Consider the following 19,867-nt stretch of genomic DNA (forward strand, 5'->3'; position numbering starts at 1 on the left):
CCCCGCGGCCCCGCGGGAAATCGGTGCTGCGCACTGCGCTCACCTCCCGCGCATCTGCCTGCGGTCGGCTCAACTCGACGTCCTGTCTCGGTTCGCCTCTGGCCGCCATCCAAGGCGTCCAGACCTTGTCATCTGCGCTTCGGCTCGCCGATTTCAGCGGGGACACAACCCCCTCGCTGTGAGAGTTGTGGCAGAAAATAGCTTATGCGTTGCTGTAATTACGTAGGCCCGATAAGCGCAGCGCCAACGGTAATTTTGCCGCCAGGCCTTACTCAGCCTGCACCAGGCTACGAGCCGTCGGGTAATCGGTGATCAGCACATCAATATAATTGCCCTGAAGCGCGCCGCGAATGGCGTTGCGTTTTTCGATACCGCCCGCCAGCGCAATCACCTGCGGGCACTGGCGGATCTGCGCCAGTTCCATGCCGATCACCGGATCTTCTTCATGGCTCAGCACCGGGTTGCCCGCCGCGTCGTAATAGTGCAGGCAGATATCGCCCACCGCGCCGCGCTCCGCCAGCAGTTTCAACATGTTTTCGTTGTAGTAGTTACCGGAATTTTTCAGCAGTTGCGACGGCTCCAGCTCACCGATACCGACAATCGCCACATCCACTTCGGCAAATTTCGCTACCACGGCGGCAACATCCGGGCTGTTCACCAGCCGCGCCCGCTCATCCACCGAATGCTCAATACTCTGCGACGGCAGCAGCCACGCCGGACAACCGAGGTGCGCCGCCAGTTGCTGCGTCAGGATCGTCGCCTGCACGTTGCCGTTCGGCCCGACGCCGCCCAACAGCTGAATCACCCCGGCTGCGCGGATACTCTGCGGGTGCATCTCATCCACCATGCAGCGAATGGTGCTGCTCCACGACGAGATCCCGACCAGGTCTTCCGGGCGCAGACGCGTTTCGACATAGTGCGCCGCCGCGCTGCCGATGGCGTGTTTTATCGCCGCGTTAGCGGGATTTTCCCCGACATCCACGACAATCGCCTGCCGGATGCCGTACTGCTGCTCGATCGCCTTTTCCAGCGCGACAAAAATATTGGTCGGCTGCACAACGGTGATTTTCACCAGCCCCTCTTTCTGGCAGCGCGTCAGCGCGCGCGAAACAAAGGATTGCGAAAGGTGCAGCAACGTCGCGATCTCAGACTGTTTTTTATTTTCGTTGTAATAAAGCGTGGCGATTTTCACCAGTAGCCGCTGTTCATCCTGCTTTGACATGAGATTCCCCTTTCTCTGATGCCTGATATTTTTATTCATCATTGAATAGATAACAAGCCAGCCCGATGCGGCAACCCTCATCCAAATGTGATCCTTTTCTCCTTTCTTCCAAATTTGCCCGATCCGGGCGTAGACAAACCTTAACACAAGGCATATCTTTAATCATGAATAATAAATCAACAGTGAATATATATTCCGACTCAGTCACAACCTGTCGTAAAAACTGACGATAATGCGTTGTCACCTGCTATCCGGAAGCCTTTTCACGCCCCGATTGAATATTTATTCATTACAGATTATACATTCAAGAGGTACGCTATGAATCCGTTTTCACTCTCTGTGGATGAACTTGAAAAAAAAGCCCGCGCGGTACGTCGTCGCATTATCGTGCTTAACGCCGAAAGCCCGGCTGGCGGGCATACCGGAGCTGATTTATCCCAGGTAGAAGTGCTGACTGCGCTCTATTTTCGCATCCTGAACTGCTCACCGCAGACCAAAGAGAGCGATGAGCGGGACATCTACATTCAATCAAAAGGCCACGCGGTCGGCGGTTATTACTGTGTGCTGGCCGAAGCCGGTTTTATTCCTGTCGACTGGCTTTCTACCTATCAACACGCCGATTCGCACCTGCCCGGCCATCCGGTGAAACACAAAACCCCCGGCATTGAACTCAACACCGGCGCGCTCGGTCACGGTTTGCCGGTCGCTGTCGGCATCGCGCTGGCCGCCAAACGCAACAACAGCGCGCGCCGTGTTTTCGTGGTCACTGGCGATGGTGAACTGGCGGAAGGCAGCAACTGGGAGGCCGCGCTGGTGGCGGCGCACTACCAGCTCGACAACCTGATCATTATTAACGACAAAAACAGCCTGCAACTCGCCGGGCCAACCAAAGAGATCCTCAATACCGATCCGCTGGATGCCAAGTGGCGTGCCTTTGGTATGCAGGTAACGGAATGTCGCGGTAACGATATGGCCGATGTGGTGCGCACGCTGGAAGGCTTACGGCCCGCAGGTAAACCGCATGTGGTGATCGCCCACACCACCAAAGGCGCGGGCATCTCCTTTATTCAGGGGCGCCCGGAGTGGCATCACCGCGTACCGAAAGGCGACGAAGTTGAACTGGCGCTGGAGGAGTTGAAAGATGAGTAACAGTGAACACCTGGCGACGGTGATGGTGAACGCCTTTATCGACGCGGTCGACAACGGTATGGATCTGGTGCCGGTAGTGGCGGATTCCACGTCCACCGCCAAAATCTCACCGTTTATGCAGAAATTTCCCGGCCGCGTGGTGAACGTCGGCATCGCCGAACAGACGCTGGTCGGTGCCGCGGCAGGCCTCGCGCTGGGCGGCAAAATCGCCGTCACCTGTAACGCCGCGCCGTTTTTGATCTCCCGCGCCAACGAGCAGATCAAAGTCGATATTTGCTACAACAACACCAATGTGAAGCTGTTCGGCCTGAACGCCGGAGCCAGCTACGGCCCGCTGGCCAGCACGCACCACAGTATCGACGATATCTCGGTGCTGCGCGGTTTCGGCAATATCGAAATCTATGCCCCATCCAGCCCGCTGGAGTGTCGGCAGATCATTGATTACGCCCTCGCCCACATTGGCCCGGTCTATATCCGTCTTGATGGCAAAGCGCTGCCGGAGCTGCATGACGAAAGCTACCGCTTCGCACCGGGTAACATCGATGTGCTGCGGAGCGGTGGCGATATCGCGCTGGTGGCGATGGGGTCGACGGTCCATGAAATTGTCGAAGCTGCCACACAACTGGCAGCAGAGGGTATTGAGGCCAGTGTTATCAGTGTACCGTCTATTCGTCCCTGCAATATATCCCAGCTACTGGCCGCGCTGAAATCCCACCGCGCCGTAGTCAGCGTCGAAGAGCACAACATTAACGGCGGCGTCGGCAGCCTGGTGGCTGAAGTGCTGGCCGAAGCCGGATGCGCGCTACCGCTGCGTCGGCTTGGTATTGCCGACGGGCAATACGCCATCGCCGCCGATCGCGCGGCAACCCGCGCCCGCCATCAAATTGATGCGGCTGGCGTGGTAAAAAATGCCCGCGAACTGCTGAACGCACGGCAATAACAATAAAAAGAACATCTTACTGGAGAGAGAACAATGTCCCGAATTCCGCAAACACTGACCATGGCAGTGATCATTGGCAACCGTGGTTTCTTCCCGAGCTATCTGGTCGCCGAAGCCCGCGAGCAGGCCATCGCGCTGTTCAGCCGTCTTGGCATCAACACCATCATGCTTGATGAAGCGCAAACCGAACTGGGCGGTGTAGAAACCCGCCAGGATGCGAAAATCTGCGCTGAACTGTTCCGCGCTCACCGCGATGAGATCCACGGTGTGGTGGTGCTGCTGCCCAACTTTGGCGATGAAAAAGCGGTGGCGGAAACCCTGCGCCTTTCCGGGCTGAATGTGCCGGTGCTGGTGCAGGCCGAAGAGGATAATCTGGACAAAATGGGGCTGGCGACGCGCCGCGACAGTTTCTGCGGCAAAATCTCCCTGTGTAACAACCTGCGCCAGTACGGCATTCCTTTTACCCTCACCACTCAGCATGTTTGTGCATTAAGCGGCGAGGTATTTGAAAAAGACCTAAAACGTTTTGAGCAGATTTGCCGGGTGGTCAGCAGCATGCGCGGCGTACGCGTTGGCGCAATTGGCGCGCGGCCTGCCGGATTCAACACCGTGCGTTACAGCGAAAAACTGCTCGAACGGCTGGGCATTGCAGTAGAAACCCTCGATCTTTCCGAAGTCTTTACCCGCATCAAAACCCTGCGCGATGACGATATTCGCGTCGATGAAAAACGCCGCCTGCTGCTGGATAACGCCGATGCCAGCGCCATTCCCGCCGACAAACTGGTGACGATGGCGAAGCTCTTCGTGGTGATCAGCGAATGGGTGATCGCCAACGATATCGACACTACCGCCATCCAGTGCTGGACCTCGTTGCAGGAGAATCTCGGCATTAACGTCTGTTCGATCATGAGCGTGATGTCCGGCCAGTTGATGCCGTCGGCCTGCGAAGTGGACGTGATGGGCGCGCTGTCGATGTATGCGCTGGCGAGCGCCAATATGAGCCCGGCCTCTATTGCCGACTGGAACAACAACTTTGGCGATGATCGCAACAAATGCGTGCTGTTTCACTGCGGTAACTTCGCTTCTGCCAGCCTGGAAAGCCCGCATATGGGCACCGCTGATATCATCGGCACCACCGTCGGCAAAGAGAACACCTGCGGCGCAGTGCATGGCCGCCTGAAAGCGGGTGCTCTCACCTACTTCCGCTTAAGTACTGACGATCTGAGCGGCGAGATCAAAGCTTATGTCGGTTCCGGGCAGTCGGTCGACGATCCGCTTGATACCGTCGGCTGCCGCGCGGTGATTCAGGTGCCCAACCTGGAAAACCTGCTGGCGTGGATCTGCCGTAACGGCTTTGAACACCACGTGGCGATGAACCATGCGGCCAGCGCGGAGATCCTGCACGAAGCCTTTACCCGTTATCTCGGCGTCGAAACGTATCTCCACCAATAATGCCGCCGGGAGAGACATCATGCCGCTGAATAAAGAGATCATTATCGCGCTGGACGAAGGCACCACCAACGCGAAAGCCGTGGCGCTGGACGCCCGCGGCGCCGTGGTCGCCAAATGCGCGCGGCCGCTGAATATCCAGACGCCGCGCGAAGGCTGGGTCGAGCAGTCCGGCGAACTGCTGCTGGAGGCCTCGCTGGCCGTGGTGCGCCAGGTGATTGACGCCGTCGGCGCACAAAACGTTGCGGCACTGGCGATCAGCAACCAGCGCGAAACCGCCATCGGCTGGTATCGCGCCAGCGGGCAACCGTTAGGCCCGGCGCTAAGCTGGCAGTGTTCGCGTACCGCTGATTTTTGCCACGCCCTGCGTGAACAAGGGCGCGAAACGGAGATTAAAGCCGTGACCGGATTGCCGGTCGCGCCGCTGTTTTCCGCCTCGAAAATGCGCTGGCTGCTCGATGCCACACCCAACGCCCGCGCGCTGGCGGAGCAAGGCGAGATTTGCCTTGGCACGATCGATAGCTGGCTGCTGTGGCACTTCACCGGCGGCGCGGCGTTTTGCTGTGATTATTCCAACGCTTCGCGCACCCAGTTGCTGAATCTGCAACGCGGCGAGTGGGATGACAGCATGCTGGAACTGTTCGGCATTCCGCGCCGGGCGCTGCCCGAAATCCGCCCCTCCAGCGGATTGTTTGGTCACACCCGAGGGCTGGAGGGAATTCCGGACGGCATTCCGCTGCTGGCGATGATTGGCGATTCCCATGCCGCGCTGTTCGCCCACGGGCTGGGCGCGGCGGGCTGCGTTAAAGCGACTTACGGCACCGGTTCTTCGGTAATGGTGCCGGTCGCACCGGCGCAGGGTGACGTGAAATCGCTGGCGACGACCGTCGCCTGGCACGACGGCGAAAAACTGGTTTACGGTCTGGAAGGCAATATTCCGCACACCGGCGATGCGGTGGCGTGGATGGTCGAAAGCACCGGGCTGAGCGAGCTGCCGGAAGCCGATCTGGCGCAGGCGCTCAGCACGTTGCCTGCGTCGGTGGATTCCACGCTTGGCGTCTACTTTGTTCCGGCGCTGACCGGGCTGGGCGCGCCGTGGTGGGATGAGCAGGCGCGCGGTTTGATCCACGGTTTAAGCCGGGGCGTTAAGCGCGCGCATCTGATTCGCGCGGCGCTGGAATCCATCACTTATCAGATTGCTGATGTGGTGGTCGCCATGCGCCAGCACGGTGATTTCACGCTGAAGGCGCTGATGGTGGACGGCGGGCCGACGAAGAATGACTGGCTAATGCAGTACCAGGCGGATCTGCTCGGCTGCCCGGTAATGCGCAGCGACGTTGCGGAACTGTCGGCAATCGGCGCGGCGCTGCTGGCGCGCAAAGCGTTGCTGCGCATCGATGGCGAACAGTTGCGCCGCTACCTGCCGGAACACATCACTTTTCAGCCGGATATGGCGCGTCATGGCCGCTTGCAAAAACGCTGGTTTGACTGGCAAAACGCAGTGCAACTGGCGCGCTCGACGAAGTAATTCTCTCTGCGCGGGGCGCTCGCCCCACGCATCTTTCCCCTAATGACAAAACAATCTGGCTTATGCGCATGCAGCATATAGAAAGATGAATTTAAACTTTAAAAAACGCCGGCAGCTGGCCTACCTTAGCGGTACAAAATAATCACATCATATTAACTTTTCAGGGATTTCTTATGACTAAAAAACTGCTGCCTGCTGTCATATTGGCGCTCCTTTCTGCTGCCAGCTACGCGGCAACACCGCCGGATACGCTGGTCATCGCTCAGGGTTTAGACGATATTGTCAGCCTTGACCCGGCGGAAGCGAACGAGCTTTCCAGTATTCAGACCGTGCCGAGCCTGTATCAGCGCCTGGTGCAACCCGATCGTGAAAACCCGGAAAAAATCACTCCGATTCTGGCTGAAAGCTGGCAGGCGGACCCAGCGGCAAAAACCCTGACTATCAAACTGAAGAGCGACGCGAAATTTGCCTCCGGTAACCCGCTGCGCCCGGAAGATGTGATTTTCTCCTATACCCGCGCGGTGACGCTCAACAAATCCCCGGCGTTTATCCTCAACGTGCTGGGCTGGCAGCCGGATAATATTGCCAGCCAGTTGAAGAAAGTGGATGACCACACCCTGCAACTGCACTGGACGGCGGATGTCAGCCCGGCGGTAGCGCTGAATATTCTCTCCACGCCGATTGCCTCGATCGTCGATGAGAAGCTGGTCAGCGCCAATGTACAGGGTAATGACTTCGGCAACGCCTGGCTGAAAATGCACTCAGCGGGCAGCGGCGCGTTTAAAATGCGTGTCTACCAGCCGCACCAGGCCATCGTGCTGGATGCCAACGCCAGCGCGCCTGGCGGCGCGCCGAAGCTTAAAAACATCATCATTAAAAACGTGCCGGATCCGGCTTCCCGTCGCCTGCTGATCCAGCAGGGCGATGCCGATGTCGCGCGCGATCTGGGCGCCGATCAAATCAGCGCGCTGGCGGATAAGAAAGGCGTGAAAGTGCTGAGCATTCCGTCTGCCGAGCAGAATTACCTGGTCTTTAACACCGGCAACAGCGCCAACCCGCTGCTGAACAACCCGGCGTTCTGGGAAGCCGCGCGCTGGCTGGTTGATTACAACGGCATCACTAAAGATCTGCTGAAAGGCCAGTATTTTATTCATCAGAGCTTCCTGCCGGTTGGCCTGCCGGGCGCGCTGGAGGATAACCCGTTCACCTTTGATCCGGCGAAAGCCAAAGCGATCCTCGCCAAAGCGGGCATTAAAGACGCGCACTTCACGCTGGATGTCGAAAACAAACCGCCGTTTATCACCATTGCCCAGTCAATGCAGGCCAGCTTCGCCCAGGGCGGCGTGAAAGTGGATCTGCTGCCCGCAGCGGGTAGCCAGGTGTACGCTCGCGTGCGGGCAAAACAGCATCAGGCGGCGATTCGTTTGTGGATCCCGGATTACTTCGACGCCCACTCTAACGCCAGCGCCTTTGCCTGGAACGATGGCAAATCCAGCACCGTGGCCGGGCTGAACGGCTGGCAGATCCCGCAACTGAATAAAGAGACGCTGGCAGCGGTGGCCGAGCCGGATGCGGCAAAACGCCTCGAACTGTACAAGAAAATGCAGCAGGAGTTGCAGCACAACTCGCCGTATGTCTTTGTCGATCAGGGCAAAACACAGATCGTGGTGCGCGATAACGTGAAAGGCTACCAGCAGGGGCTGAATGCGGATATGGTGTGGTACGACCGCGTCACCAAATAACGTTTCCTCCTCCCGCCCGCGCGGGAGGGTTCTTTCGCTGAAGACGAGTTTTTCCATGTCTGTGGTTTTACCCAACAGAGCAGAGCGGCGCGTAAAACGTCCTCTGCTCGCGCTATTTCAGGGGCTGCTCACGCTGGCCCTGACGCTTTTTGGCCTGCTGCTGGTGACTTTTTCGCTGTCGGCCTTCTCCCCTGTTGACCGGGTTTTGCAGATTGTCGGCGATCATGCCAGCCAGTCCACCTACGATCAGGTACGTCATCAACTGGGGCTGGACCAGCCTCTACCGGTGCAGTTCTGGCACTACCTGGTGAACCTGGCCCATGGTGATTTAGGCACTGCCAGCGCCACCGGGCAACCGGTGTTACAGGATCTGCTCGCCGCATTTCCGGCGACGCTGGAGCTGGCAACGCTGGCGCTGATTGTCGGCAGCGTGCTCGGCGTGATCGCGGGCGTTTTATGCGCACGCTTTAAAGGCTCACCGTGGGATATGGCGGTGCGCACCTTTACGCTACTTGGCAACTCGGTGCCGATTTTCTGGCTGGGTTTGCTGATGCTGGCGCTGTTTTACGCCCGCCTGCAATGGAGCGCCGGGCCGGGCAGGCTCGATGATATCTACCAGTACACCGTCACGCCGCGCACGGGCTTCGCGCTGATCGATACCTGGCTTTCCGGCGATAGCGGCGCGTTTAAAAATGCGCTCAGCCACCTGCTGCTGCCGGTACTGCTGCTGGCCTACTATTCGCTGGCGAGCATTACCCGCCTTACCCGCTCTGCCTGCCTGAGCGAGATGAGCAAAGAGTACATTTTGCTGGCGCGCGCTAAAGGCGCAGGCGAGATGACTATTCTGCTGCGCCATGTGCTGCCTAATATTCGCGGTACGCTGCTGACGGTGATCGCACTGGCGTACACCAGCATGCTGGAAGGCGCGGTACTCACCGAAACGGTCTTCTCCTGGCCCGGCATTGGTCGTTATCTCACCACAGCGCTGTTCGCTGGCGACACCACCGCCATCATGGGCGGTACGCTGGTGATTGGTGTCTGCTTTGTGCTGATCAATAACCTGACCGACCTGCTGGTACGGTTAACCGACCCGAGGGTGCGCTGATGCCGACGACACTTTTTCTGCACCGTCTGCGCCGCTCGCCTGCCGCATTCAGCGGGCTGCTGATTGTCGCCGTGCTGCTGCTGATCGCCCTGTTTGCGCCGTGGCTCGCACCGCGCGATCCCAACTGGCAGGACGCCGCCGCGCGCTTGCAGGCACCGAGCGCACAGCACTGGCTCGGCACCGACAGCTACGGGCGCGATTTGCTCTCGCGGCTGATTTACGGCACCCGCCCGGCGCTCGGCCTGGTGGCGCTGGTGACCGCCATTACCCTGCCTGTCGGGCTGCTGATCGGTATTGTTTCCGGCTACTACGGCGGCTGGCTGGAGCGCGTGCTGATGCGCTTTACCGACGTGGTGATGTCGATGCCGCGCCTGATCCTCGCCTTTGCTTTTGTCGCCATGCTTGGCCCTGGGCTGGTGAACGGCGCGCTGGCGCTGGCGCTCACCACCTGGCCCGCTTACGCCCGCCAGGCGCGCAGCGAGATCCAGCGTTTGCGTCACAGTGATTATCTGGCTGCCGCCGAGATGATGGGCATTCGCGGCTGGCGGCTGCTGTTTGGCCATATTCTGCCGCTCTGTTTGCCCTCGGCGATTGTGCGCCTCGCGCTCGATCTGGCAGGCATCATTCTGGCTGCCGCCGGGCTGGGTTTCTTAGGGCTGGGCGCACGCCCGCCGATGGCGGAATGGGGTGCGATGATCGCCGACGGTATGCAGGTGATTTTCGATCAATGGTGGATTGCCGCAGCGCCCGGTGCGGTGATCTTACTGGCAAGCCTCGCCTTCAACCTGCTGGGCGATGGCCTGCGCGATGTACTGGAGCCGCAACATGACTGAGACACGCGTCGCGGTAAGCGGCCTGAATATCGACTACCCCGGCGCGCGGGTGGTGAAAAACCTGAGCTTTACACTTGGCAACGAGCGGCTGGCGCTGGTCGGCGAATCCGGTTCGGGAAAATCGATGACCGCCCGCGCCCTGATGGGGCTGGTGCGCAAGCCGGGTCACGTCAGCGCCACCACGCTGAATGTGCTGGGACGAGATGTCACCACGCTCAACGATCGCGGCTGGCGCGCGCTGCGCGGAAACGACATTGCGATGGTATTGCAGGATCCGCGCTATGCGCTGAACCCGGTGAAAACCGTGCTGGCACAACTGGATGAAGCGCTGACGCTCCACCAGCGGCTGAACCGCAAGCAGCGGCTGGAGAAGATCAACGAGGCGCTATGGGCGGTGGAACTTGAACCGACGGTGCTGCAACGCTACCCCGGCGAACTCTCCGGCGGTATGGGCCAGCGGGTAATGATCGCCATGGCGCTGGTTAACGATCCGCAGGTGCTGATTGCCGATGAACCCACTTCCGCGCTGGATGCGCGCCTGCGTAACCAGATCCTTGAACTGCTGGTCGCCCAGTGCGAACAACGGCAAATGGCGCTGCTGCTCATCAGCCACGATCTGCCGCTGGTGGCGCAGCACTGCCACCGGGTGATGGTGATGTATCAGGGGGAATGCGTGGACACAATGGCGGCGAGCGATCTGCCTGAGGCGCAGCATCCCTACACCCGCACGCTGTGGACCTGCCGACCGGGCTCGGAAACCTGGGGCCAGATGCTGCCGACGCTGGATCGCAGCCAGTCCTTTACGGAGGCGAATGATGAGCATCGTTGATATCGCGCAGTTGCAGGTCACTTTTGCTGAGAAAACAGTGGTGAAAGGCGCCAGTTTGCGCGTGGAAGAAGGTGAAACTTTCAGCCTGATTGGCGCGTCCGGCTGCGGGAAATCAACCCTGCTGCGCGTGCTGGCAGGTTTACAGCGCGAATGGCAGGGCCAGCTGTCGCTGTTCGGCCAGCCGGTGAAAGCCGGAACGCGTTATCAGGGTACGCTGCGGCGCAATGTGCAGATGGTCTTCCAGGATCCTTACGCCTCGCTGCACCCGAACCATACGCTGTGGCGCACGCTGGCGGAGCCGCTGAAAATTCACGGTGAACCGGAAATTGACCAGCAGGTGGCTACCGCGCTGGAGCAGGTCGGGCTTCCGGTTGATGCCGCACGGCGTTACCCGCACCAGCTCTCCGGCGGCCAGCGTCAGCGCGTGGCAATCGCCCGCGCACTGTTGCTGCGACCAAAAATTCTGCTGCTGGATGAGCCGACATCGGCGCTGGATATGTCGGTGCAGGCCGAAATTCTTAACCTGCTTAACCGCCTGAAGCAGCAGCACGGCATGAGCTATCTGCTGGTCAGCCATGATGCCGATGTGATTGCCCATATGTCTGACCGGGCAGCATTTATGGCCAATGGCGTGATTGAGCGTTTCTTTGACCGTAGCGCGCTGGTGCGTGGTGAACACCGGATGGGGTAATGCCGCGCACCGGCAGCCACCAGTGCGCGGTGGCTTACTGCTGCTCGTGGAAGGTATCAAGTTTCTGTTTTTGTTGCCCCTGCGCGTCAAAGTTATCCGCGTTCAGCCACGCGGAAATGGCGGCGTCGCGCAGCGGCCACTCGTTGTCCAGCATCGATAAATAGTCGGTATCGCGATTGCGCCCTTTGCGCACCATATGCTGGCGGAAGCGCCCCTCCCAGGTGAAACCGATGCGTTCTGCCGCGCGGCGCGAGGCGACATTCAGCGAATCACATTTCCACTCCACGCGGCGATAACCGCAGGCAAAAGCGTGGCGCAGCATCAGCCATATCGCTTCCGTGCCGAGAACACTGTTTTGCATCTGTGGCGACCAGGTGACATGACCAATCTCTACCGAACCGTTGTCGGCGTTGATCGCCAGCCAGGCAATCACGCCGAGCGCATCGCCGCTGGCATTTTCCACCACGGCAAAAGGCGCTACGCTGGCGTCGAGCGTTTTACCGACGATCCAGCGCGCCATGCTCTCCAGCCCATCAGGCCGTTCGCCCGCCAGCCAGGTCCAGCCGCTGTCATCTTCTGCCTGCGCGTAAGCCTGCAAGAGATCGTGCGTATGCGTTCTGGCGTCGAGCGGTTCGAGCCGACAATATTGGCCCGGCAACACGCTGTGCGGCAGCGGCTGAACACCGTTCCAGTGCGGCAGCCTGTCGCCGACTGTTTGACCAAAGTGATTGATTTCCGGCACGTTTCTCTCCCCGGCAAAAAAGACCAATATAAAAGAGATGTTTTATCAAGTCTGCGCGCCGGAATATAGTGCTAAAAATTGGGGGACGTTGTTAAAAAAGCTTTTCAAATCAGAGAAATGAGCAGGTCTGGCGTCAGAAAGCTCTGACGCCAGAGGGATTATTTCGCGAAATGGCTAAATTGCGCCAGAACACGGTCAAAAATGTCCAGGCCTTTATTCACTTCTTCCGCGCTCATGGTGCAAGGCGGCACCACGTGGATGCGGTTTTCGACGATAAAACTCAAAATACCGGCCTGCGTGAGCGCCGCTTTGATGGCTCCCATCTCTGCCGCCGCCAGCGGGGTTTTGCTCTGCCGATCGCTGACCAGTTCCATCGCCTGGAACATGCCGCGCCCGCGCACGTTGCCAATCAGCTTATGTTTCGCCGCCAGCGCATCAAGCCCCGGACGCAGCACGCCGTTACCCACCAGCGCCGCATTCTCCACCACTTTCTCCTCTTTCATCGCATCCAGCGTGGCGACAATCGCTGCCATTGCCAGCGGATGGCCGGAGTAAGTCAGACCGCCCGCGAAGAAGTGGTCGTCAAAGTAGCGTGAAATCGGCTCCGAAATCAGTACGCCGCCTGCGGGCGCATAACCGGCGTTAACGCCTTTCGCGAAGGTGATCAGATCCGGCACGATGCCATCCTGTTCAAAAGCGAACCAGCTACCGGTGCGGCCAAAACCGGCCATCACTTCATCAAGGATCAGCACAATGCCAAACTCATCGGCCAGCGCGCGCACGCCCTTCATATACCCTTCCGGCGGCACCAGAATACCGGCCGTTCCCGGTAAGGATTCGAGCAGGATCGCGGCGATAGATGCCGGCCCTTCAACCTCAATCATGCGGCGCAGGTGCGCCAGCGCACGTGTGCACTCTTCGGCTTCCGTCGTCGCGTTGAATTCGCTGCGATAGAGGTACGGGTTAAAGAAGTGCACATGCCCACGTGAATATTCGTTCGGTACGCGCCGCCAGTCGCCGGTGGCGGCAATCGCGCTACCGGTATTGCCGTGATAGGAGCGGTAGGCGGAGAAAATCTTGTCGCGCCCGGTGTAGAGACGCGCCATACGGATGGCGTTTTCGTTGGCATCCGCCCCGGCGTTGGTAAAGAAGACTTTACTGAAACCTTCCGGCGCCAGCGAGACAATGCGTTTGGCCGCTTCGCCGCGCGCCAGGTTGGCCGTCGCCGGTGCGATCGTCACCAGTTCGTCAAGCTGTGCTTTCATCGCCGCCAGCACGCGCGGATGCTGATAACCAATATTAACGTTCACCAGTTGGCTGCTGAAATCGAGATACGTATTGCCTTCGTAGTCCCACAACTCACAGCCTTTCGCCCCGGCAATCACCATCGGGTTAAGGTTGCCCTGCATCGACCATGAATGAAACACATACGACCGGTCCAGTTGACGTACGTCGTCGTTGGTTATCGCCATCTCGCTCTGAAGTGCCAGTTTCATATCCTGCTCCTCTCATGCCGTTATTGTTGTCCGTATCATGCGGCGCGCGGGCAAACCGCGGATAGAGCCAGTCGTGTTAGCAACATGTGACACAGGTGTCACACCGCGACATAACAACTGGCACTGTCTGGCGCGGGCGGGCGTTTTTATAGTGACGTCACAAACCCGCACAGGAGAAGACGATGAGTGAAGCAAAGAAAGTGGTGTTTATTACCGGCGCAACCTCCGGTTTTGGCGAAGCGGCAGCGCAGGTGTTTGCCGATGCGGGCTGGTCGCTGGTGCTGAGCGGGCGTCGTCTGGCACGTCTCGAAAGCCTTAAAGACCGCCTTCAGGGAAAAGTGCCGGTGCATATTATTGAGCTGGATGTCCGCGATAAAGATGCAGTGAAAAGCGCCGTGGCGTCGCTGCCAGCTGAGTTCGCCGATATTACCGCGCTTATCAACAATGCCGGGCTGGCGCTGTCGCCGCAACCTGCACAGCGCGTGGATCTTGAAGACTGGCAGACCATGATCGATACCAACGTGACCGGGCTGGTCAATGTGACCCACGCCCTGCTGCCCACGCTGATTCAACACGGCGCAGGCGCTTCTATCATCAATATCGGTTCAATTGCCGGGCAGTGGCCCTATCCTGGCAGCCATGTTTATGGCGCGACCAAAGCATTTGTGAAGCAGTTCAGCTATAACCTGCGCTGCGATTTACTCGGTACCGGGGTGCGTGTGACCGATTTAGCGCCGGGGATTGCGGAAACGGAATTTACACTGGTGCGCACCAAAGGCGATCAGGCCGCATCGGATAACCTCTATCGCGGCACCACGCCGCTGACCGCGCAGGATATTGCCGAACAGATGTTCTACATCGCCACTCTGCCGGATCATATGAATATCAACCGCGTGGAAGTGATGCCGGTGCGTCAGGCCTGGCAGCCGTTTGCCATCGACCGCGACTGAGTTACCGCCCTCTTCCTGCGGGGAGGGGGTTAACTGGCGTACAAAATAAAACGCCCCGGCTGATGCCAGGGCCTGGTGTTTTAAGTGTAGCTAAGTACTGCAAGGTTTTACCCCGCCCGGCGCTTATCTCCGGCACTCACATAAGATGTGGCGTTAGCTCTGTAAGGGGTGTAGAGATAATAGTCAATCGGATTAATCCTGGCAATATGTAACGCGCACGGCGCGAAAGATGTATGACGTCGATCATTCTTTTCGCGCCACTGGCACGCAGAAATACGACAACTGTCACTAACCACGCGCGCTGCGCCTGTTTATGCTGCCTTTTCCCACCCCGATCCCCCTCCCTGCCCCATCACAAAGCAAACGCGCCGACATCTGCACTAAATTGATGAGTAAAATTCATTATCGTGCAGCCAAATGCAGTAAAAATGCGGAAATTAACCCCTGGCACAAAAATGGCATGGTGAAAAAGAAACCTAACCAGTTAGTCAAAAAACAGGGGGAGCAGGATGAGCCAGGTGATGTTTGCTGAGGAGAGCGCAGTGGTGTCCTTAAAGACCGCCAGCGCCACAGCGCGGCCCGCCATAACCGTCAGTCAGGCCAGCGTTATCTATCCGGCGGCGGATAAACCCGTACATGCGTTACAGGACATTAATCTGACGATTCGCCAGGGCGAGTTTGTCTCGTTTATCGGGCCATCCGGCTGCGGCAAAACCACCCTGTTGCGGGTTATTGCCGATCTTGAGCCGATTACCTCCGGCGATGTGCTGGTGAACGATATGTCGCCGTCGGAAGCGCGCCAGGCGGGGGCTTATGGCTATGTCTTCCAGGCCCCGGTGCTGCTGCCGTGGCGCACCGTGATAGCCAATGTCAAATTGCCGTTGCAGATCCAGGGCGTACCGCCAGAACGCTGCGATGAAATCGCCCGTGAGCAGCTTTCACGCGTTGGCCTGAAGGGTTTTGAGAAAAAATACCCGTGGCAGCTCTCGGGCGGCATGCAACAGCGCGTGTCTATCGCGCGAGCGCTCGGCTTTGAGCCGAAAATTTTAATGATGGATGAACCCTTCGGCGCGCTCGACGAACTGACTCGCGACAACCTCAATCAGCAGCTTCAGCAACTGTGGTACAACGAGCAGCGCACGATGGTGTTTGTTACCCACTCCATTGCCGAAGCGGTCTATCTGTCGACCAAAATCGTGGTGATGTCGCCGCGTCCGGGGCGCATCGTGAAGGTGATCGACTCCCCGCTTCCGGCACAGCGCGATTTGGCGATCCGCAATACACCCGCGTTCCTCGCACTGGCGCAGGAGGTGCGCGAAGCGCTGGTGGAGGGACATCATGATCGCTGAGCGGCGTCTTATTGCGAACGCACTGCCAGTGGGCATGGTGCTGCTGGTCGCGCTGGTACTGTGGTATTTGCTGGCGCTGGCGCTGAATGCGCCCGGCGTGATTGACCGCGTACTGGCCCCGCGCGGCGCGTGGAATTATCACGATGTGATGCAGGCCGCGCTGAATGCCAGCCGTCCGCTGCTGCCCGCACCGCACCAGATTGCCATCGATATCTGGAACAGCATCACCCAGTGGCCGCTTACCTCACCGCGCAACCTGCTGTTGCATACCTGGGTCACCGCCAGCGCAGCGCTGACGGGTTTTGCCATGGGTGTGGTGCTCGGCGTGGTGCTGGCGGTGTGCATTGTTCACTCGTGCACGCTGGATAAAGCGCTACTGCCGTGGATCGTCGCCTCGCAAACCATTCCGGTACTGGCGATAGCGCCCATTGTGCTGATCATTCTGGGCAGCGTCGGCATCACCGGCATGCTGCCAAAAGCCACTATCGCCATGTATCTCTGCTTCTTCCCGGTCACCATTGCCACCGTGCAAGGGCTGCGCTCGCCGCAAAAAATGGAGATGGAACTGATGCACACCTGGGCTGCCCGGCGGGTCGATATCTTCTGGACTGTGCGCCTGCCCTCTTCGCTGCCGTATCTGTTTCCGGCGTTTCGCGTGGCGATTGCCAGCGGGCTGGTCGGCACGATGGTGGCCGAGCTGCCCACCGGGGCGCAGGCCGGGCTGGGCGCGCGGCTGCTGACCGGCTCCTACTATGGCAACACCATTCAGATCTGGTCGGCGCTGGTAATGGCCTCGCTGCTTGGGCTGGCGTTAACCGGGCTGGTCACGCTCACGGAACGGCTGGTGATGCGCCAGCGTAAGGGGGGATGATGAAACGCACTGCGATACCCGGCACGTTTTTGCTGGTCGGCGCGCTGCTGTTGTTGATGCTGTCGCTGATCCAGTTGAGTGGGCAAACGCCGTTATCGGCTCCGCTGTTGCTGGTCAATATCCTGCTGGTGCTGTGCGCGTTGGCAGGGTGCACCACCACCTTCAGCCTTCTGCGCGGCGCTCTGTTCGCCGTCACTTTGCTGGCGAGCGTACTGTGGCTGGCGTGGCAGCCGATTCACGGTCTGACGCTGGGCGCCGTAGCGCTGCTGGCGATGGTCAGCGTGCAACGTCTGGCGCGCTCAACGCTTCCGGCAGCCAGCGTCGCGGCGCTGCTCGGCCTGTGGCTGCTGTGGTTCTGGCAGATTCTGGTCACCGGTTTTGCCGTTCCGCAGGTCATTCTGCCCGCGCCGCTGGACATTCTTGCCGCGCTGGTCAACAGCGTGCCGCTGCTGGCGGGCGATGTGCTGCAAACGGTGATCAAATCCGTGCTGGCAGGTTATCTGCTCGGTAGCGGACTGGGGATTGGCGTGGCGATTCTTATCGACCGCCTGCCGTTTTTACAACGCGGATTACTGCCGGTGGCCAGCCTTACCAGCACCGTACCGCTGGTCGGCGTCGCGCCGATTGCGGTGATGTGGTTTGGCTTTGACTGGCCTTCCAAGGCCGCCGTGGTCACGCTGGTGACCTTCTTCCCGGCGCTGGTCAGTACGCTGGCCGGGTTAAAAGCCAGCGGCAAGCTGGAGCAGGAACTGATGTATTGCTATGCCGCCACGCCGGGGCAAAGCCTGCGGGTGCTGCGTCTGCCTGCCGCGATGCCGTTTATTTTCAGCGCTCTGAAAGTGAATGCCACGCTGTCGCTTATCACCGCGATTGTGGCGGAATTTTTCGGCTCGCCGACCGCCGGACTGGGCTTTCGCATCTCCACCGAGTCGGCGCGCATGCATATGCCGGTAGTGTGGTCGGCAATTGTTGTCGCCTCGATCGCCGGTTCCCTGTTCTACAGCCTGCTGGTTCAGCTCGACCGGCGCGTGAATTTCTGGCACCCCACGCTACGTGGGAGCGCCGCTCAGAAGTAAAACAATTAGCACCTATCCAGGTTCACTAACCCGAGGAGTTCTCTAATGATAAAAAGTTTCGCTTTGCGCCGGGGTTTGTTGCTGGCGGCAATGTCTGTACTGGCCTTTCAGGCGGCCGCCGCCGAGAAAGTCACACTGCAACTGAAGTGGCTGCCGCAATCACAGTTCGCCGGTTATTACGTGGCGCAGCAAAAAGGGTTTTATCAGGATGAAGGGCTGGATGTCACCATTAAACCCGGCGGCACGGATATCTCCCCGGTGCAGGTGATTGCCGGTAAATCCGCCGATGTCATTGTCGACTGGCTGCCGGATGCGCTGGCCTCGCGCGAAGCGGGCGTGCCGCTGGTGAATATCGCCCAGGTGTACGATCGTTCCGGGATGATGCTGACCTGTAAAAAATCGAGCGGCATCAAAACCCCGGCCGATTTCAAAGGCAAAACCCTTGGCGTCTGGTACGGCGGCAACGAATACCCGTTCTTTAACTGGATGAACAAGCTGGGCCTCAAACCGGGTAAAGACATCACCATTTTAAAACAGGGCTTTAACGTTGATCCGCTGTTACAGGATCAGGCCGCCTGTATTTCGACCATGAACTACAACGAATACTGGCAGTTGATCGACGCCGGGCTGAAGCAGGACGACTTAATCACCTTCCCGTATGAGGATCAGGGCGTTTCTACGCTGGAAGATGGGCTGTATGTCCTCGGTTCCGATCTGAAAGATCCGGCGTTTGTCAGCAAAATGGCGAAATTCCTCAAAGCGTCGTTTAAAGGCTGGGATTACGCGGTGAAACACCCGGATGAAGCGGCGAAAATCGTGGTGGCAGAAGATGCCTCCGGCGCTGCCACGGAAGAGGTGCAAACTCGCCAGATGGAGAACGTGGCGAAGCTTATCACCAACGCCAATACGCCGAAAATCGGCTATCTCGATCCGGCCGCGTACCGTCGCACCATCGACGTGTTGCTGCACAGCGGTGGCGATACGCCGGTTATCAAGAAAGATCCGGGCGACAGCGGTATGACGCACGAAGTCTGGGATGCCGCCGCCAAACTGAAATAACCCCCGCCGCCAGGGAGGGCGGTTTTCTCACGGAGCACACTATGAATGAGGTTCTTCTCCACGGCGTGGTGGAGTCACCCGATAAGGGACGCATTCGTCAGGATAACGAAGCCATTATCCTGCCAGCGGCGGAGCGCGTATTTGCCCGCTACGGCTTTCGCGGCGCGACGATGCAACAGATTGCCGATGCCGCAGGTCTGCCGAAAGCCAATCTGCACTACTACTTCGGCAACAAACACAATCTCTACCTGCGGGTGCTGGAAAACATTCTCCACGACTGGTTGTCGCCGCTGGAGGGGATCTGCGCCAGCGCCGAGCCGAAAAGCGCGCTGGCGGAGTATGTCGGGCGCAAAATCCACTTCAGTTTCAGCCGCCCGGAAGCCTCCAAACTCTTTGCCAACGAGATCCTGCAAGGCGCACAGGTTGTGCATCCGTTACTGAAAAGCGAACTGCGACAACTGGTGGAAGAGAAAGCGCGCATCCTCGATGGCTGGATTGCCGCCGGTAAAATGCGCACGCTGGATACCACGCACTTCTTCTTTACTGTCTGGTCGATGACGCAAACCTATGCCGATTTCGATATCCAGGTGGAAGCCGTCTGCGGCGAAGATGCTCACAGCGACACGATGCAGTCGCGCGCCACGCAGCATGTGCTGAGCGCCGTCTGGCGCATCTGCGGTCTGGAATAACCTTCTTGCTGCTAAATGCAGCAATAATCGGCAAATTTGGTGCGAAATGCACCAAAATGCGACGATCATTTTAGTGCAATCGATCCTGAAGATCCCTGAACCGCTGATTTTGTCTGCCCTGCTGCTGTTGCCGTCAATATGGCACAC

Annotated in this window: 18 protein-coding genes; 15 read left to right on the plus strand and 3 right to left on the minus strand. The window is 58.9% G+C overall.

Going from position 1 to position 19,867, the window contains the following annotated elements:
- Positions 1-268 precede the first annotated feature (268 nt).
- Positions 269-1,222: a sugar-binding transcriptional regulator gene (locus tag DK872_RS04540; RefSeq protein ID WP_035886045.1), complete on the minus strand. Its 954-nt coding sequence runs from the start codon at positions 1,220-1,222 to the stop codon at positions 269-271.
- 318 nt (positions 1,223-1,540) lie between these two features.
- Here DK872_RS04540 and DK872_RS04545 point away from each other — a divergent pair, with 318 nt between their 5' ends.
- From DK872_RS04545 to DK872_RS04585, 9 genes are all read left to right on the plus strand, one after another.
- Positions 1,541-2,371, plus strand: coding sequence for a transketolase (locus tag DK872_RS04545; RefSeq protein WP_161518070.1), 831 nt, complete (start codon positions 1,541-1,543; stop codon positions 2,369-2,371).
- The gene (locus tag DK872_RS04550) at positions 2,364-3,311 is read left to right on the plus strand and encodes a transketolase family protein (protein WP_161518071.1); all 948 of its coding nucleotides are present in this window, start codon (positions 2,364-2,366) and stop codon (positions 3,309-3,311) included. Before DK872_RS04545 ends, DK872_RS04550 begins: the two co-directional genes overlap by 8 nt.
- 33 nt (positions 3,312-3,344) lie before the next feature.
- Positions 3,345-4,763: an L-fucose/L-arabinose isomerase family protein gene (locus DK872_RS04555; protein WP_007373750.1), complete on the plus strand. Its 1,419-nt coding sequence runs from the start codon at positions 3,345-3,347 to the stop codon at positions 4,761-4,763.
- Positions 4,764-4,782: 19 nt separating this feature from the next.
- Positions 4,783-6,288, plus strand: coding sequence for an FGGY family carbohydrate kinase (locus DK872_RS04560; RefSeq protein WP_035886047.1), 1,506 nt, complete (start codon positions 4,783-4,785; stop codon positions 6,286-6,288).
- Positions 6,289-6,461: 173 nt separating this feature from the next.
- Complete coding sequence (locus tag DK872_RS04565; RefSeq protein ID WP_161518072.1) at positions 6,462-8,030, plus strand: ABC transporter substrate-binding protein; 1,569 nt, start codon at positions 6,462-6,464, stop codon at positions 8,028-8,030.
- Between the two features lie 55 nt (positions 8,031-8,085).
- On the plus strand, positions 8,086-9,135 hold the full coding sequence (locus DK872_RS04570; protein WP_035886048.1) for an ABC transporter permease: 1,050 nt from the start codon (positions 8,086-8,088) through the stop codon (positions 9,133-9,135).
- Positions 9,135-9,968 (plus strand): ABC transporter permease, encoded by an 834-nt coding sequence (locus tag DK872_RS04575; RefSeq protein WP_007373746.1) that lies wholly within the window; start codon positions 9,135-9,137, stop codon positions 9,966-9,968. The genes DK872_RS04570 and DK872_RS04575 overlap by 1 nt, the downstream gene beginning before the upstream one ends.
- Positions 9,961-10,797 (plus strand): ABC transporter ATP-binding protein, encoded by an 837-nt coding sequence (locus DK872_RS04580; RefSeq protein WP_161518073.1) that lies wholly within the window; start codon positions 9,961-9,963, stop codon positions 10,795-10,797. Before DK872_RS04575 ends, DK872_RS04580 begins: the two co-directional genes overlap by 8 nt.
- A complete protein-coding gene (locus tag DK872_RS04585; protein WP_107146354.1) occupies positions 10,784-11,488 on the plus strand; it encodes an ABC transporter ATP-binding protein in 705 nt (234 codons plus the stop codon). Before DK872_RS04580 ends, DK872_RS04585 begins: the two co-directional genes overlap by 14 nt.
- 34 nt (positions 11,489-11,522) lie before the next feature.
- On the opposite strand, the gene DK872_RS04590 is transcribed toward DK872_RS04585, so the two are convergent.
- Both DK872_RS04590 and DK872_RS04595 read right to left on the minus strand, forming a co-directional pair.
- Positions 11,523-12,230: a GNAT family N-acetyltransferase gene (locus DK872_RS04590; RefSeq protein WP_035886052.1), complete on the minus strand. Its 708-nt coding sequence runs from the start codon at positions 12,228-12,230 to the stop codon at positions 11,523-11,525.
- Positions 12,231-12,388: 158 nt separating this feature from the next.
- A complete protein-coding gene (locus DK872_RS04595) occupies positions 12,389-13,726 on the minus strand; it encodes an aspartate aminotransferase family protein (RefSeq protein WP_161518074.1) in 1,338 nt (445 codons plus the stop codon).
- Between the two features lie 182 nt (positions 13,727-13,908).
- On the opposite strand from DK872_RS04595, the gene DK872_RS04600 reads away from it, so the two are divergent.
- The 6 genes from DK872_RS04600 to DK872_RS04625 all read left to right on the plus strand — a co-directional run bounded on the left by DK872_RS04600 (position 13,909) and on the right by DK872_RS04625 (position 19,720).
- Positions 13,909-14,676, plus strand: coding sequence for an SDR family NAD(P)-dependent oxidoreductase (locus tag DK872_RS04600; RefSeq protein WP_035886054.1), 768 nt, complete (start codon positions 13,909-13,911; stop codon positions 14,674-14,676).
- Positions 14,677-15,185: 509 nt separating this feature from the next.
- Positions 15,186-16,025 carry an ABC transporter ATP-binding protein gene (locus DK872_RS04605; protein WP_035886055.1) on the plus strand — a complete coding sequence of 280 codons (840 nt, stop codon included), beginning with the start codon at positions 15,186-15,188 and terminating at the stop codon, positions 16,023-16,025.
- Positions 16,015-16,896, plus strand: coding sequence for an ABC transporter permease (locus DK872_RS04610; protein ID WP_161518075.1), 882 nt, complete (start codon positions 16,015-16,017; stop codon positions 16,894-16,896). The genes DK872_RS04605 and DK872_RS04610 overlap by 11 nt, the downstream gene beginning before the upstream one ends.
- Entirely contained in the window at positions 16,893-17,972 is a 1,080-nt protein-coding gene (locus DK872_RS04615) for an ABC transporter permease (RefSeq protein ID WP_237656153.1), read from the plus strand. Before DK872_RS04610 ends, DK872_RS04615 begins: the two co-directional genes overlap by 4 nt.
- Before the next feature lie 45 nt (positions 17,973-18,017).
- Entirely contained in the window at positions 18,018-19,031 is a 1,014-nt protein-coding gene (locus DK872_RS04620) for an ABC transporter substrate-binding protein (RefSeq protein ID WP_035886058.1), read from the plus strand.
- Between the two features lie 41 nt (positions 19,032-19,072).
- The gene (locus DK872_RS04625) at positions 19,073-19,720 is read left to right on the plus strand and encodes a TetR family transcriptional regulator C-terminal domain-containing protein (protein ID WP_007373735.1); all 648 of its coding nucleotides are present in this window, start codon (positions 19,073-19,075) and stop codon (positions 19,718-19,720) included.
- The last annotated feature ends 147 nt before the right edge of the window (positions 19,721-19,867 follow it).

The sequence above is a fragment of the Kosakonia sp. MH5 genome, from assembly GCF_009935945.1.
GTDB lineage: Bacteria > Pseudomonadota > Gammaproteobacteria > Enterobacterales > Enterobacteriaceae > Kosakonia > Kosakonia radicincitans.